Here is a 16354-nt window from a genome sequence, read left to right as displayed (position 1 = left end):
AAAGAGGCCGCCCTCTGCCGGGCGGCCTCCTGTCTCAATACTTCACGTTGGGGTGATACTTGCCAAGGATGCCCTGGACCCTGTCCATGGTCTCCTTGCTGGGGGGCTTGATGCCGACCAGATCATAGGTATCTCCCAGCACGTCCCACTTGTGCTTGCCAAGTTCGTGGTAGGGCAGCAGCTCCACCTTCTCGACGCAGTCCCCCAGCTCGGCGATGAACTGGCCGAGTCCTTCTGCGCTCTCGTCATCGTCGGACCAGGTGGGTACCACCACGTAGCGGATCCACATGGTCTGACCGCGGGAGGCCAGGTAGCGGGCGAACTCCAGGGTGTATTTGTTGCTGACGTGGGTGAGGGGAATGTGCTTCTCGTCGTTGATCTGCTTGATGTCGAGCAGCACCAGATCGGTGTTGTCCAGCACCCGGTCGAGCAGTTCGTCGTAGTGACGCACGAAACCGTTGGTGTCGAGGCAGGTGTGGATCCCCTGGGCCTTGCAGGCGGTGAACAGTTCGGCGATGAACTCCTGCTGCAGCATGGCCTCGCCGCCGGAGGCGGTCACGCCACCGCCGGAGGCATTCATGAAGTGGCGATAGCTGGTGAGATCCTTCATCAGCTCGGGCACGGTGACCTCGCGGCCGCCCTGGGTGTCCCAGGTGTCCCGGTTGTGACAATACTTGCAGCGCATCAGGCAGCCCTGCATGAACACGATGAAGCGGATGCCGGGGCCGTCGACGGTCCCGCAGGTCTCGACGGAGTGGATCCGGCCAATGATGTCGGTAGTGCCGGTGTCGCTGGCTTCAACGGTCGGGATCCGCTGCGTGCCGGGGGTGGCAGGTCCCTGGGATTCAACGGCGGGGATCCGGTTAATGACTGACATAGACGACTCCAATGGTGCGGACAAGGTTCGAGCGGTCGTTATTTTATGACAGAAAGCCCTATAAATCCTACCAGTTTAGCCCACAGGGGTGGCACCCAGCAGGCTCTCCAGTGCCTTGACGGGGAGCGGCCGGCTGGTGAGGAAGCCTTGATAATGCTGGCATCCCAGGGCCTTGAGCACGGCGAGCTGCTCCTCTTCTTCCACCCCTTCGGCGGTGACGGTGAAGCGAAACACCCGGGCGAGATCCAGGATGGCCTTGACGATGGCCTTGTCCTGTTCGCTGTGGACCAGGGTCTGGATGAAGCTCCTATCCAGTTTGACCTCATCGGCGGGCAGATCCCGCAGATAGGCCAGGGACGAGTAGCCCGTGCCGAAGTCGTCGATGGAGATGAGCAGGCCAAGGGCCTTGAGCTGGCGGATCCTGGCGATGCTCTCCAGCCGGTTTTCCAGCACCACGGACTCGGTGATCTCCAGCAGCAGGCGCGACGGTGGCACCCCGGTGTCCCGCAGAATGTACTCCACCTGCTGCACGAAACCGGCGGTGTGGAACTGGCGGGCGCTGACGTTGACCGACAGATGGGGGATGGCGAGACCGTTGTTGAGCCAGAAGCTGTACTGGGCACAGGCGGTCTTCATCACCCAGTAGCCGATCTCCTGGATCAGGGTGGTCTCCTCGGCGATGGGGATGAACTCCCCGGGTGGCACCATGGTGCCGTCGGCCTTCTGCCAGCGCAGCAGCGCCTCTATGCCCGAGAGCGTGCCGTTGTCGACCCGGTATTGGGGCTGGTAGTGCAGCACAAGCTCGTTGTTGCGCAGGGCATCGCGCAGCTGGTTGTTGAGAGAAAGCTTGCTCTTCTCTTTTTCCGCCATGGCTTCACTGAAGAAGATATGGTTGCCCTGGCCCGCGCGCTTGGCCATGTGGACGGCGGTATCGGCCTGCTGCATCAGGACAAGGTGATCCTTGTCGTCATCGCTGAACAGGCTGATCCCCACGGAGGCGCTGCAGTGCAGCTTGTGATCGCCGATGTCAAAGGGGGCACGGAAGATCCCCATCAGCTCCCGGGCAAAGTGCTCCGCCAGGATCTTGGCGGTGATATAGCCCTGGCCCAGTGCCGTGAAGAGCAGGGCAAACTCGTCACCCGAGGTGCGGGCGAGCACCAGGTTCTCCTGGGGCAGGGACTTGAGTCGCACCACCACGGCCTGGAGCAGCAGATCGCCGCAGGCGTGACCGAGGGAGTCGTTGATGGATTTGAAGTTGTCCAGATCCAGCAGCAGCAGGGCCCCCCACTGGCCGCTCGGGGTCTGCAGGGTGCGCTGCATGATGTCGGTCAGGCTGCGCCTGTTGTAGAGATCGCACAGGTCGTCGTAGTAGGCGAGGCGCTCGATGTGGCGGGCGGTCTCCTTCTCCTGGGTGATGTCGTGGAAGCTGCAGACGAAGTGGCTGATCTCCTCCTCCTCGTCCTTGACCCCGCTCACCATGAGCCGCACCGGGAAGAGGTGTCCCTCCCTGTGCAGACATTGTTCCTCCCCGAGCCAGTATCCCTGCCGGTTGACCGCCGCGATCACCTCCTCCTTGAGGGTGTCGCCATAGTAGGTGGGCCTCAGGGCGTCGATGTGCAGGCCCAGCATCTCCTCGCTGGCAAAGCCGGTGATGCGGCTGAAGGAGGCATTGACCTTGAGGATGATGCCCCCGTGATCCATCACCAGCAGGCCGTCGTGGGTGTTGAAGGCCACTTCGGCCAGGCGCAGGGCATCGTCATTGGCCAGGCGTTGCAACTCGCTGGCGGCCCGCTCGCGCTGTTCGTAGAGGACGTCCAGCAGGGACGCGGGATCGGCCAGAGGGGTGGCGAGCAGCAGGGTGAGCTGTCCCAGGGGGAGACCGTTTGGCCCCGGGAAGGGGATGCCGACATAGGCCTTGGCGTCGAGAGCCAGCAGCTGGCTGGACTGGGGATAGCGCAGGGCCAGATCTTCCACGTAGAGGCTCTGCCCGTGCTGGAAGATCTCCCGGCCCGGGCCGATGTCCATGGGCATGGGTTTGACGACGGCGAAGGTCTCCCCCTCCACCACGCAGCGGGGAATGAGCCAGAGATCCTGGCCGCGAGGCTGAAATTCGCCGATCCAGCCCATGTGGGCACCGCTCAGGCCCATGGCCCAGCGCAGCAGGGCGCGGCAGTAGTCGTTGCCGGTCAGGTTGGCAAGCCCCGGGGGGGGCGCGAGGTCCGTGGTGTCGGTCGCCACGGGGTCCGGCTGCCAGTGGCCGAGCAAGCGGGCGCAATGACGTACCAGTTGCAGGGTGTCATCGCTGATGAGGGTGCTCTCGGCATACTCCAGGCTGAGCACGCCGATGAGCTTCTCCTGTTCCAGCAAGGCGCCGTCCAGGCGGGAGCAGACATTGGCATCGGCCAGATAGTAGTGCTGGCTCAACATGGGCTGGTGGGCTGCCTCCGAGAAGCTCAGGGCGCCCCGGGCGCGCAGGGCCCGGATGTAACGGCTGTCTCCGCGAATGGCACCGAGCGCGTCCACCCCCAGGGTGAACACCGGGGTCAGCTGCTCGCCGCCCAGAGCGCCATGGGCCTGGTAGTGCCAGAGGATCAGGCGATCGGCCCCAAGGCACTCCTTGAGGCTCTCCAGCATGGCGTCATACTGCTGCTGGCTGGCCATCTGGCTCAGGCGCGGCAGTTGCAGGGACAGGCTGGCGGCGCTCTCCTGGGACTGGGTCTGCAGGCAGATGAGCCAGAAGGCGTCCTGCTCGTGGGAGAGGGAAATGTGCCAGAGGAGGGCGTCAAAGCGCAGCACCAGCTTGCCCCCCTTGCCGCTGGCCAGCCGCTGCTCGATGGGCTGGCGCAGGGCGTCCGGCAATTGGGCCGGCCAGGCACTGCGGGGCTCATCGAGCCAGTGGAGCGGCGTCTGCATCACATCGGTCAGGGCGACCAGCCGTTGACTACGGGTATCCAGGCGGAAAAACAGGGGCGCCTGGCTGGCGGTCGGAAGATGGCTGAGCGCGGTAGACGACATGAACTGACACTATCCTGTTGAGCAATTGTCGGAGGGCAAGAATACTGCAAATCCGTGGCAAACAAAATTTCATTGAATTCTAAATTAGATAAGCCTAATTTATTGGTCATTTCCTGTTGAGTGGAGTCTTGCAGATGAAACGGATCCTGATTGTGGGTGGTGTGGCGGGGGGGGCGTCCGCCGCCGCCCGTGCCCGCCGTTTGAGCGAAGAGGCGGAGATCGTGATGTTCGAGCGGGGCGAGTTCGTGAGCTTCGCCAACTGCGGTCTGCCTTATCACATCGGGGGGGATATCCCGGATCGGGATGCCCTGCTGCTGCAGACACCGCAAAGCTTCAAGCGCCGTTTCAACGTGGATGTGCGGGTGTTTCACGACGTCATCGAGATAGACAGGGCCGGCAAGAGCTTGCTGGTGCGCAACCTGCTCACCGGCGAAGAGCGGCGCGAAGCCTACGACGTGCTGCTGCTGAGCCCGGGCGCTGCCCCCATCCGGCCTCCCTTCCCCGGCATCGACAGCCCGGGGGTACACACCCTGCGGAGCATTCCCGACATGGATCGCATCCTGGCGGCGCTGGCGCACGACAAGCCCCGCCACGTCACCGTGGTGGGGGGCGGTTTCATCGGGCTGGAGATGATGGAGGCGCTGCACCAGCGCAAGCTGGATGTCACCCTGCTGGAGCTCTCCGATCAGGTGATGGCGCCGGTGGACAAGGAGATGGCCAACCTGCTCCACGCCCGCATCCGGGAGGAGGGGGTCGATCTTCGCCTGCGTACCGGCCTCGCTGCCATCGAAAGCCTGGAGGTGCCTGCCGAGAAGACCGCCGCCGTGGCGACCGCCCAGCGGGGTGGACTGCGCCTGACCCTGAGCGACGGCTCTCATCTCGACACCGGCCTTCTGATCCTCGCCATCGGCGTCAAGCCCGAGACTCTGCTCGCCGCCAAGGCGGGGCTGGTGCTGGGACCGCGGGGCGGCATCAAGGTGGATGCGGGCATGCGCACCTCGGATCCCTGCATCTTCGCGGTGGGGGACGCGGTGGAGGAGACCGACTTCGTCACCGGCGAGTCCGTGCTGATCCCGCTGGCGGGCCCCGCCAACCGCCAGGGGCGCATCGCCGCCGACAACATGCTGGGGCGAAGCGAAACCTACAAGAAGACGCAAGGGACCGCCATCTGCAAGCTGTTCGATCTGGCGGTGGCGAGCACCGGCCTGAGCGAGAAGCGGCTGGTGCAGTTGGGATTGCCGTTCGAGAAGGTCTATGTCCACCCGGGCAGCCACGCCGGCTATTATCCCGGCGCCCACCCGGTCAGCCTCAAGCTGCTGTTTGCCCCCGATGGCAAGATTTACGGCGCCCAGGCCATCGGCAAGGATGGCATCGACAAGCGCATCGACGTGCTGGCGGTGGCCCAGCGCGCCGGTCTCACCGTATTTGATCTGCAGGATCTGGAGCTCACCTATGCGCCGCCCTATGGCTCGGCCAAGGATGTGATCAACATGGCCGGGTTCGTGGCGAGCAACCATCTGAAGGGGGACACCCTGCTCTGCCACGCAGCCGAGGTGCAGGCTCGCCACCCCCATCAGCAGGTGGTGGATGTGCGAAACGGCCCCGAACTCGACAAGCTGGGGCGCATTCCGGGGGCGCTGCACATCCCCCTGGACGAGCTGCGCAGCCGTCTTGATGAGTTGCCCAGGGATAAAGAGCTGCTCATCAGCTGCCAGGTGGGACTGCGGGGTCACGTGGCCTGCCGCCTGCTGAGCCAGCACGGTTTTCGGGTCAAGAACCTCTCCGGTGGTTTCAAGACCTGGCAGATGGTGATCGCCGAGTAGATCCTCCAGGCTGACATGGCCCGATTGATCACTCTGTATGCAAACGGGCCACTCCAAAGAGTGGCCCGTTTTGTTGCCGCAGGGGTTTGCCGCAGGTGGCCCCTCGCTGTCAGGGGGTCACGTCATCGAACTGCTTGCGAATGTGGTGCTGCAAGACCGCGAGCATGGAGGCGCCGGAGAGGCCTATCATCAGGGCACCGTTGACTGCCTCCAGGGGGCCGAGCAGCTTCCACTGCGGGCTCATGACGATGTCGCCATAGCCCAGAGTGGCGAAGTTGACCCCGGAGTGATAGACGGCCTCCTGCAGGGTATCGAACTCCCCGAGCCACAGGAAGAGCCCGCCCCAGACGCCGATCTGGGCCAGGTTGCCCAGCATCACCAGGGTGATGATGCCAAACAGGGCCAGCATGCCGGCCAGGGCCCCCTCGCGTTCATTGAATCTCTTGACGTAGAAACGGATGCACCAGACGGATACCAGGGATTGCAGCAGCATGTTGACCAGGATCACCGGGATGCCGACCAAAAAAATCGTTAACATATCAATCTCCTAGCTTGGCTTCTGCCAGTGGGCGGCCGGCCGGCCACCACTGCTCGAGCAGCAAGATACAGAGCCAGCCATAGCCGGCCACCACCAGATAGAGGCCGCAACGCATGGCGGCCGCCAACCACACATCCTTGCCGGTGGCGCTGTCCTCGATGGCCGGGCCAAACAGGATGAGCGCCGTGATCCAGGCGTTGCTCCAGAAGGATGGCGGGAAACGCCCCGCCACCAGCCGCACCAGGCGCCGCGCCAGCCAGAGGGTCATCAGGGCCAGCATCAGCACCAGCATCAGGAGCGAGGGCCAGAGGCTGAGCCCGAGCCAGAGTGCGAACGCCAGCAGGGCGCCCGCCAGGGTCGAGAGCACCAGCTCCTGGCCCGCCTGTCTGGCGTTGAGGGAGGTACTCTGCTGGGCCAGGGTCACCGTCTTCATCACCGCCGGAATGTAGAACGCCGGATTGCCGAGGGCCAGCAGCCACACCGGCAGCACCATGGCGACGGCGCGCAGCGCCAGCCGCTCGGGATGTTCGGGGGGCAATGGCACCGGTCTTGCCGCCGCTCCCGCCACCTGCAGGGGAGGGAAGAGTGCGTGGGCGAGGCGGTTGACCAGGGTGCCTATCAGGATCCCCAGTCCCATCATCTGGGCGATGGCAATGGCAAGGGACTGCTCGATGAGACCGGCCACCGGGATCACCGTGATGGCCATGATGAGCAGCATGGCGGCGGCCCCCTTGCCGGCCATCGCCTGCTGCATCAGCAGGTAGAGCAGCAGGGCGACGAGCAGCACGGCCGCCAGGGCATAGTGGGTCAGCAGGGGGACCAGCAGCACCCCGGCGGTCATGATCCCCAGCAGCAGCAACCCCCCTGCCAGCCCCTTCTTCAGGCCGAGGGCCTCTCCGGGTCGGCACAGCACCACCCAGGCCATGATGACCCCGAGGTGGGGCATGGGCAGCGCCAGGCCGTAACAGATCCCCGTCGCGAGCCCGATGCCAGTGCCAATGCGCAGTACAGCCCTGTCGGCGTTATGCATCTGGCGCCTCAATAGAGGAAGGAGAAGAGGCTCATCAGCCGGATATAGAGCGCTCCCAGGAAGTGCATCACCCCGCTCTCACCGGTGTAGACCAGCACATCGGCCTGGCCACCGACCCGCAGCGCCTCGACCGGCGGAAAGTCATCATTCTGGAAGGCTACCTTGACCGGGAAACGCTGGGCCTGGCGCAGCCAGTCGCGGTTGTTGTCCACCGTGGGCAGGGCGCCGGCGGGCTGGCTCTTGCCGTCGCCCACCCCGTAGCCGACGCTGCGGACTTTCCCCTTGAACAGCTGTCCGGGCAGGCTGTCGAGCAGGATGGCGACCCTGTCTCCCGGCCGAATGTTGCCGAGGTTGTTCTCCGTCAGATCCGCCGACACCCAGACGTCGTGGATGGCGATCAGGGTCATGGCCGGTGCGCCGGCCCCGATAAACTGGCCTGCATCCGTGCTGAGGTCGGTGATGAGCCCCCGACCCGGCGCCACCACGCGGGTGTTCTGGCGATCCAGCTCGGCCTTGTGCACTGCCGAGCGGGCACTGAGCAACTGGGAGTTGTCATCGCCGCTCGCCCCGGCGGCCTCGATGGCGCGGCGAACGTCGGCTTCGGCTGCCGCCACCTGGCTCTTGGCCGTCTCGCGGCTGGCTTGGGCCACCTCCAGGCGACGCACCGAGATGGCCCCCGGATCTTCCCGATAGAGCCGCTCCTGGCGCTCCGCATCCTTGGCGGCGTTGTCATAGGCGGCGCGCATGGCCATCAGGGAGGCTTCGGCCGCCTTGACCCCTTCGGTGTTCGCCTTGACGCCGCTCAGCACCGTCTGGTAGTCGGATCTGGCCTTGGCCAGGGCGATGTCATAGGGCTCGGGATCGATCTCGAACAGGGGAGTGCCGGCCTCCACGTCCTGATTGTCGTGGACATAGACCCGCTTGATCTGGCCGGACACCTCGGCGGCGACGGGGACCACGAAGGCCTGCACCCGGGCCTGGGAGCTGTAGGGGGTCAGCCGGTCCGCCAGCAGATACCAGCTGAGCAGGAGGAGGATCGCGGCCAGCAGCCCGAGGGTGGCGCGGCGGCTGGCCTGACCGGGAGAGGCTGTGTCAGTCATGGGAGTTTGCCTTCTGTGTCATGGGGGAGTGGGCTGCGTCGAGCAGGGGGGCCCAGTCGGCGCGCGTGCGCAGTTGAGCCTCCACCTTGGGGGTCACCAGGGGACGTTCGCGCCCCTGTTCCCAACCGCCACCCAGTGCCTTGTAGAGGGTGATGAGGTCGCGCATCCGCGCACCACGGCTGTTGACCAGGCGCTCCTGCTGGTTGAACAGGGCACGCTGGGAGTCGAGCACCCGCTGGAAGTCCGCCATCCCCTCGCGGTACTGGGTGTTGGCGATTTCGAGGGAGCGGCGGGCGGCTTCGCCGGTCTGGGTCAGCAGGGCGATCTCCTCCTGGCCGTTGGCATAGGCCACGGCCGCGTCATCCACCTCGCGCGCCGCCTTGAACACGCTGTCGCGATAGCGTTCGTGCAGCTGCTGGAAGCGGGCGTCCTGCACCAGGATCTGGTTGCCGAGCCGGCCCTGATCCAGCAGGTTCCAGCTCAGCGACGGCCCGACGGCCCAGGAGAAGGTGCCGCTCTCCCCATTGGTGGCGTTGACCCCCAGGGTGCCGAGCAGGGTGATGGAGGGGTAGAGCTCGCTCTCGGCCACCCCGATCAGGGCCGACTGGGCGGCCAGTTGGCGCTCCGCCACCCGCACATCGGGACGGCGGCGCAGCAGATCCGCGGGCATCTCGGTGACCAGGGCCAGCTCGCCCTGGGGGATCCTGCCGGTGTTGGTGGTCATCTCGGGCAGGGGACCCGGGGCGCGGGCGAGCAGGGTGGAGAGGGCGTTCTGGCTTTGGCGCAGGCTGGTCTCGAGCTGGGGAATGCCGGACAGGGTGCCCAGGTACTGGGTCCTGGCTTGCTGCACGTCCAGCTCGGCGCTGTTGCCGCTCTTGAACAGTCGCTCGGTGATCTCCAGGCTGCGCCGCTGGATGCGGGCATTCTCCCGGGCGATCTGGAGCCTGGCCTCCAGGGTACGGATGCTCACATAGAGCTGGGCCACCTGGGCGGCCATCAACACCTGGATGTCGTCATACTGGGCCAGGGTCGCGAAATAGCTGGCATCCGCCGCCTCGACTCCGCGCTGGAACTTGCCCCAGAAGTCGAGTTCCCAGCCGAGGTTGAAGCCGGCGCCGTAGCTGCTGCCCGCGCTGCTGTGGCCGCCCCGGGTCTGACCTGCCTGGAGGAATTCTGCCGTTCCCACCGTCGCCTGGGGGCCGAGCAGGCTCTCGGCGATGCCAAGCTGGGCCTGGGCCTCGAGGATCCGCAGGCCGGCGATCCGCACGTCCGGATTCTTGAGGAAGGCCTCCTCCACCAGGGCGCTCAGCACGGGGTCGTGCAAGTTGTCCCACCATCGTCGGTAGTCGGTCACCGTCACCGCCTGCTGACCCTCGCTGGCGCTGTGCCAGTTGGCCATCTCCTCGACACCGGGGGCCTGATAATCGGGCCCGAGCAGAGTACAGGCACCGAGCAGCAGGCAGGTGCCCCCTGCAAACAGGGGGCGAAGGAGAGAAAGTGCGTCGGCCATGGGGTTATTTTTCCGCGTTGGCCAGACCGTCGTTGACCCAGGCCATGAAGATGCGATAGCCGATGGAGAGCAGGGTGGCACCGATGAACATGCCGAGGATGCCATTGGTGGCCATGCCGCCGAGGGCCCCCAGCAGCACTACCGGCATGGGCGCATCGACGCCACGCCCCAGCAGCAGCGGCTTGAGCACGTTGTCGGCCATGCCGGCCACGACCAGCAGCACTGAGTAGATGACGTTGAGCAGGGTGCCGTGATCCCCCGCCATCCACATGAAGGCGATGGCCGGTCCCGTGACCAGGATGACGGGGACCTGGGCGATGCCCAGGATCAGCGCCAGGACGAAGAAGATGCCGACCGCCGGGATCCCGGCGAGGGACATGATGACGCCAGCCAGCAGGGCCTGGATGAAGGCGACCCCGATGACCCCCATGGCCACGGCCCGGATGGTGCTGGTGCACAGCTTGGTCAGGGCGAGGCCCTTGCGCTCATCGGTGATGCGCATGGCGATGCGCTCGGCGCTGATGGCACCCGGCGCCCCCCAGGCCATGATGATGCCAGCCACGATGAAAGAGGCGACGAAGCCCAGCAGGCCGCCCCCCATGCTGGCGAGCATGGTGACAGTCTGCTTGGCCATGTCGCCGAGCTGCGGCTTGTAGCTGATGAGGAGGCTCGGCAGATCCACGGATGCCTTGGTCCATAAGGCGTGCAGCTTGGCACCGATCAGCGGGATGCTGGCGATGTCGGCGGAAGGCGCCGGAATCACTAGAGTGTTGTTGTTCACCTTGTCTATCAGGGCGCTGACGCTGTCTCCCAGGGAGCCGAGCATGGCAACGGTGGGGGCCACGATGAGCAGGATGCCCAGCAGGACCAGCAGGGTGGACGACTGGCCCTGTTTTCCCCCGAGTCGGGCGGCAAAGCGCTGATGGAGGGGGTAAAGGGTGACCGCCAGGATCAGGGCCCACAGCATCATGTTCATGAAGGGGGAGAACACGGTGAAGCAGAACGAGCCTAGCGCCAGAATAAGGCCAAATTTGATGAACATGTCCAGGAATCTGGCAACCAATCTTTTTTCGACGAGGGACAGATCGTTATTTTCCATGCTGATATGACTCCAGAGAGGGATGGATGCATGACCCCGCTGACCCTGTGTGAACTCAAGGTCGGCATTCTGGTCGATGGACAATTAATAAGTTTGTTTTCAATGGTTGAGGCATACATCGAGCGCACCTGCACGTTATGTATGGCACAGGTGTTCAAGGCTTAAAAAATATTTATCTGCTTGATATGTCGTTGATTGGAAGGCCTGCATTGAGCAGGGCCGAGCATAATGAATGGCCCGATCACGCACAAGTGAACAGTGGTGCCCGGTTTAGCCTGGGTTCAGAAAATCACGACAATCCTCTTTCATGGAACAGGAGATCGCATGCAGGGTCTCGAATAAACCTCGCGGTTCACGGAGCGTCGCGCTCCCGTTCGAGGCGATGCGCCCATCTCTGTTGGCCGATGCCGCCCGATATGGCAGTTGGTGTTCCCGGGAGTGACGCTTTATTCTATTGGCTCCTGCGCTGCGGCGATCCAACCCGGGATGAACACCATGCACCTCTCTCTCTCCTGCCCCGTGACTCGTCTTCCCCGTGTGGCCTGGCTGGCGGCGCTGCTGCTGGCTGGTTGCGGCCCCGACAAGCCTGTCAGCCAGGAGCCGACGACTGACCCGATGGCCCGGCAGGAGGCGGGGGCGCCCGCCTCCGTGGTGCAGGCCAATGCCCGCCAGTATCGGGATGCCCCGGCGCTGGCGCTGGTCTTCTCCGGCCCATTGGCGCCCAAGGCAAACTGGCAGAGCTGGCTTTCTGTGAGTGAAGGGGGCAAGCAGGTGCAGGGGGAGTGGATCCTCGCCGACGATGGCCGCACCCTCTATTTCCCGAACGTGCAACCCGACAAACGCTACGAGGTGAGCCTCAAGGCTGGGCTGGGCCCATCCCCCCAGCGCTGGACCCTCAAGACCCGGCCGCTGGAGGCGGGGGCTTCGTTTACCGCGAGCGGTATGGTATTGCCGCTGCGCGACGAGCTGCGCTTGCCCATCAGTGCGGTCAATGTGGATGAGGTCAATATCGACTTCTTCCGGGTCGATGCCGAGTATTTGCCCCGTTTCCTGGCCGAGTATCGCCCCGGTGCCGGCATGGGCAACTGGGAGCTTGAGCAGATCACTCAGCGGGCCAAGCGGGTGTTCAGCGGCCGCTATGCGCTGGAGCTCGATGCCAACCGGCGCGAGACCCGCCTCATCAATGTGAAGGAGCCGCAGCTGGCGGAGGCCGGCGTCTACTTTGCGGTGATGTCGCCCCTTGGCAACTACGACTGGCGCAAGGAGACCACCTATTTTGCGGTGAGCGACATGGGGCTCAGTGCCCGCCGCTACCGCGATCAGCTGGAGGTGTTCGTCAGCTCCCTGGCCAGCGCCGACCCCCTCAAGGATGTGCAGCTCTCCCTGCTCGACGAGAAGGGCAACCGGCTGCAGGTGCAAACCACTGATCCGCAGGGCCATCGTCGCTTCGATCAGGTGCAGGGGGCTCGCTTGCTGCTGGCCGAACAGGGCAACCATCTGGCGGTGCTGCGCCTCGATGGGGCGGCGCTCGATCTCTCCACCTTCGATCTCGGCACCCAGCCCTGGCAGGCCCAGCAGTTGTATCTCTTTAGCGGGCGCGATCTCTATCTCCCCGGCGAGCGGCTCGACAGCGAAATCCTGCTCAAGGGGCAGGATGGCCAACTGCTGCCGGGCATGGCGGTGGATCTGGAGGTGAAGCAGCCGGACGGCCAGCTGCTCGAACAGAAACGGCTGTTGCCGGACAATTTGGGCGCCGCCCACTACGGCCTGCGTTTGCCTGACGATGCGCCGCTCGGGCGCTGGACCATCAACCTCAAGACTGCCGCTGGCAGCCGCTTCGAGTGGCCTTTTCTGGTGGAGGAGTTTCTGCCGGAACGGTTGAAACTGCAGCTTGGCAAGGGGCCGGATGGGGAAGTGACGAGTCTGGACGCCGCCCTCACTCTGCCGCTGCAGGGGGACTATCTCTACGGCGCGCCGGCCAGTGCAACCAAGGCCAAGGCGGAGGTAAAAATCAGCCGCGCCACCATGCCCTTTACCCAGTGGCAGGAGTTCACGCTGGGTGACGTGCTGCTCGCCGAGCAGGCCAAGGATCTCGAGGCGCAGAGTCTCACCCTCGATGCGCAGGGGCAGGGGACTTTTTCGTTAGCTGATGAGCTCGATGGGGTGCGCGCCCTCGGGCCGCTGGAGGTGGCCTATCGGGTGTCGCTCGCCGAGCCTGGGGGCCGCGCCGTCAATCGCAGTCGCACCCAGTATGGCTGGCCCGCGGGCAGCCAGTGGCCGGCGCTCAAGGCCGATTTTGTGGCTGATCGGGTAGAGGGGGGCAAGCCGCTCCCCTTCCAGATCCTCAACCTCGATGAGCAAGGCCAGCCGGTGGCGGGGGCGGTGAAGGTGCGCCTCATCAACGAATACCGCGACTACTACTGGCACTACGCCGATGGCGAGGGGTGGAAGTACGAGTTCAACAGTCAGCCCTATCTGGAGCAGGAGCAGGCCCTGCAGCTGGATGGCAAGGGGCCGACCCCGCTCACGCTGCAACTGGCGGCGGGCTGGTATCGGTTGGAGGTTGAGAACAGTCAGGGCCATCAATCCAGCCTGCGGGTGGAGATAGGCAGTTACGCCTGGGGCGGTGGTGGCGAGCAGGCACGGCCTGACAAGATTGCCATCACTCTCGACAAACGCGCCTATCAGGCGGGCGACAAGGCCAAAGTGACTCTGGTAGCCCCGCGCCCCGGCAAGGGCTTGCTGCTGGTGGAAGATGGCGACGGCCTGCGCTGGTGGCAGCGTATCGAGCTCAAGGGGGCCGGTGGCGATGCCAAGGATGCCCGCGGCGAGTTCGAGATCCCGGTCAGTCCCGAGTGGCAGCGCCACGATCTGCATATCTCGGCCCAGATCGCCGCGCCAGACAGTGACTCAAAGCCGGTGAGCCAAAAGAGTGTGCAGAGCCTGCGCTCGGTCGGGCTGGTGCCGCTCACCCTGGATCGGGAAGCGCGCCGTCTGCCGCTCACCCTGAGCGCGCCTGATAAAGCGGTGCCGCTTACCCGGCTGGAAGTGACCGCAACCTCCACCCCCAATAGCCAAGGCCGTGTGGTGCTGGCGGCGGTGGATCGGGGCGTGCTCAATATCAGCGACTACCAGCCTCTCGACCCGTTCGAGATCTTCTTTGGTCGCAAGCGCTTCGCCCAGGATTTGTTCGACAACTACGGCCAGGTGATCCCGCCACAGGATGGCAAGCTGGCCCGCCTCAACTATGGGGGTGACCGGGCGCCGCTGAAAAAGGGCGGTGCGCTGGAGAGCCGGGTCGAAATAGCCGCGCTCTGGAGCGGCGAGGTGAGTTTTGATGAGAGCGGCAAGGCGGTGATCCCGCTCGATTTGCCCAACTTCAACGGCGAGTTGGCGCTGATGGCGCTGGCCTGGAACGAACAGCAGGTCGGGGAGGCAGAGCGCGCCGTCAAGGTGGTCGCCCCCTTGGTGGCCGAGATTGGCTGGCCGCGCTTTGGCGCCAGAGGGGATGAGACCCGGGCGCTGGTACAGCTGCGCAACATGAGCGGTGAGGATCAGACCCTCTCCTTTGTCTGGACCCTCAATGGCGGGCTCAAGGCAAATGGCGAGCTGCCCGGCACCCTGGCTCTTAAAAATGGCGAGGAGCAGTGGCTGACCCTGCCGCTCACCGTGACCGGGGCGAGCGGTGTGGCGAGCCTGCAGTTGGCGGCCAGCGGCAAGGATTTTGCGATAAGCCGCGACTGGACTTTGCCGCTGCGCTCCCCCTGGCCTGCCGAGACTCGCCAGCGCTACCAGATGCTGGCCCCCGGCCAGCAGATGAGCTTTGCGCCAGCTGAGCTGACCGGGCTGGATCGCGCCAACCTGCAGGGGCTGCTCAGCCTCTCCGGCACTCCCCCCTGGGATCCGGCAGCCCAGTGGCAGGCGCTGGCCGATTACCCCTATGCCTGTCTGGAGCAGACCCTGTCCCGTGCCTGGCCTTACTTGCTGACCACGGCGGATGAGCGGGCCGCCTGGCGCAAACCCGCACAGGGCAAGAAAGCGGCGAGTGAGGCGGATGTGCAACGCGCCCTGCTGCAACGGTTGCAGCGGTTGCAACTACCCAGCGGCGGCTTTGGCCTGTGGGATGGTCGCTCCGACGAGGAGCAGTGGCTCACCGCCTATGCCGCCGACTATCTGCTGGCGCGCAAGGAGGCGGGCGATGCCGTGCCGGAGGCGATGCTCAATCAGGCGCTGAACCGGCTGCAGAGCTATCTCACCGACAGCCAGTATGGCGAGCGCTGGAGCAGTGCCCCCGAGCACAGCCGGCTGGCCTATCAGTCCTACAGCGCCTATGTGTTGGCCCGGGTGGGCAAGGCGCCGCTCGCTACCCTGCGCCTTATCTGGGAGCAGCAGGCTGATCACGCCCGCTCCGGTTTGCCGCTTTTGCACCTCTCCCTGGCCCTCTCGGCCATGGGGGATGAGCAGAGCGCCGCCAAGGCCCTCAGCCAAGCATTGGCGACCGAGCGTGGTGATGACTATCTGGGTGATTACGGCTCGCCGCTGCGCGATCAGGCCCTTGAGCTTTCCCTGCTGCGCCAGCACAAGCTGGCTGCGGAGATCTGGCCGGCCCTCAGTGCCAAGGTGGCCGATACGCTGGCTCACCGTCAGTGGCTCAGCACCCAGGAGCGGCTCGCCCTGCTGCGACTCGCCCGTTTCGATCCGGCCGCCGACTGGCAGGCCAAGGTAACTTCCTCTCTTGGCAGTGGACCCCTGAGCGGTTCGGCACCGCTGCAGCAGGGCGCCCCCGAGGCGCTGGCGGCGAGCGCCGTCACCAACGAGGGCAAGGGCTCGCTCTATGTGCAGCGCACCCTGGTCGGTTACCCCGAGCAGGCGCCAGCACGGATCAGCAAAGGGATGAGCGTGACCCGCAGCTGGTTCAACAGCGACGGTCAGCGTTTTGACCCGACCAAGGTGAAGGTGGGCGATCTGGTGGTGGTGCGGCTCAATATCAGCAGTGAATCGGCGGTGCCCGATGCCCTGCTGGTGGAGATGGTGCCCGCTGGCTTTGAGCTGGAGAATCCGGCCCTTGGCAACAGCATCAAGCTCGAAGAGCTCTCCATCGAGGGGAAACCGGCGTGGCAGAGCGAGTGGAACGATTATCTCAAGCATCAGGAGTTTCGCGATGACCGCTACACGGCGGCGCTGGATCTGAGCGCCGGGAGTAACCAGCAACTGGTCTACCTGATGCGGGCGGTGACGCCGGGTCGCTATCAGGTGCCGCCGACCCAGGTGGAGGATATGTACCGCCCCGAGATGCGGGCTGTGGGTGAGGATATCCACGAGGTGATCATCTCTGAGTAACAAACCCTCCCTTGAGCGGGTT

The 16354-nt window shown here is 65.0% G+C and carries 10 protein-coding genes; 3 read left to right on the top strand and 7 right to left on the bottom strand.

Features of this window, described 5'->3' with window-relative positions; all coding sequences use genetic code 11:
• Positions 1 to 34: 34 nt before the first annotated feature.
• Together pflA and AB5Y68_RS04955 are read right to left on the bottom strand one after the other, a co-directional pair.
• The gene (gene pflA / locus AB5Y68_RS04960) at positions 35 to 877 is read right to left on the bottom strand and encodes a pyruvate formate lyase 1-activating protein (protein ID WP_080769848.1); all 843 of its coding nucleotides are present in this window, start codon (positions 875 to 877) and stop codon (positions 35 to 37) included.
• Positions 878 to 952: 75 nt separating this feature from the next.
• Entirely contained in the window at positions 953 to 3892 is a 2940-nt protein-coding gene (locus AB5Y68_RS04955; RefSeq protein ID WP_039038646.1) for a GGDEF and EAL domain-containing protein, read from the bottom strand.
• Positions 3893 to 4026: 134 nt separating this feature from the next.
• Here AB5Y68_RS04955 and AB5Y68_RS04950 point away from each other — a divergent pair, with 134 nt between their 5' ends.
• Complete coding sequence (locus AB5Y68_RS04950; RefSeq protein ID WP_039038647.1) at positions 4027 to 5715, top strand: FAD-dependent oxidoreductase; 1689 nt, start codon at positions 4027 to 4029, stop codon at positions 5713 to 5715.
• Positions 5716 to 5824: 109 nt separating this feature from the next.
• Here the strand turns inward: AB5Y68_RS04950 and AB5Y68_RS04945 are convergent, their stop codons facing one another.
• From AB5Y68_RS04945 to AB5Y68_RS04925, 5 genes are read right to left on the bottom strand one after another with little or no spacing between them, the layout of a single operon-like run.
• A complete protein-coding gene (locus tag AB5Y68_RS04945) occupies positions 5825 to 6253 on the bottom strand; it encodes an ion channel (RefSeq protein ID WP_039038648.1) in 429 nt (142 codons plus the stop codon).
• A 1-nt stretch (position 6254) separates the two neighbouring features.
• Positions 6255 to 7283: a DUF2955 domain-containing protein gene (locus tag AB5Y68_RS04940; protein WP_039038649.1), complete on the bottom strand. Its 1029-nt coding sequence runs from the start codon at positions 7281 to 7283 to the stop codon at positions 6255 to 6257.
• Positions 7284 to 7291: 8 nt separating this feature from the next.
• Complete coding sequence (locus AB5Y68_RS04935) at positions 7292 to 8383, bottom strand: HlyD family secretion protein (RefSeq protein WP_039038650.1); 1092 nt, start codon at positions 8381 to 8383, stop codon at positions 7292 to 7294.
• Positions 8376 to 9893, bottom strand: coding sequence for an efflux transporter outer membrane subunit (locus tag AB5Y68_RS04930; protein ID WP_039038651.1), 1518 nt, complete (start codon positions 9891 to 9893; stop codon positions 8376 to 8378). Before AB5Y68_RS04930 ends, AB5Y68_RS04935 begins: the two co-directional genes overlap by 8 nt.
• Before the next feature lie 4 nt (positions 9894 to 9897).
• Positions 9898 to 10935 carry an AI-2E family transporter gene (locus AB5Y68_RS04925; protein ID WP_223955555.1) on the bottom strand — a complete coding sequence of 346 codons (1038 nt, stop codon included), beginning with the start codon at positions 10933 to 10935 and terminating at the stop codon, positions 9898 to 9900.
• A gap of 87 nt (positions 10936 to 11022) precedes the next feature.
• Between AB5Y68_RS04925 and AB5Y68_RS04920 the strand changes: the two genes are divergently transcribed.
• Both AB5Y68_RS04920 and AB5Y68_RS04915 read left to right on the top strand, forming a co-directional pair.
• Complete coding sequence (locus AB5Y68_RS04920) at positions 11023 to 11157, top strand: hypothetical protein (protein WP_010674281.1); 135 nt, start codon at positions 11023 to 11025, stop codon at positions 11155 to 11157.
• Between the two features lie 330 nt (positions 11158 to 11487).
• Entirely contained in the window at positions 11488 to 16332 is a 4845-nt protein-coding gene (locus tag AB5Y68_RS04915; RefSeq protein WP_368206934.1) for an alpha-2-macroglobulin, read from the top strand.
• The last annotated feature ends 22 nt before the right edge of the window (positions 16333 to 16354 follow it).

The organism is Aeromonas sp. R6-1 (assembly GCF_040908165.1).
Lineage (GTDB): Bacteria > Pseudomonadota > Gammaproteobacteria > Enterobacterales > Aeromonadaceae > Aeromonas > Aeromonas caviae.
This window is presented reverse-complemented; position numbering and strand designations above follow the sequence as displayed.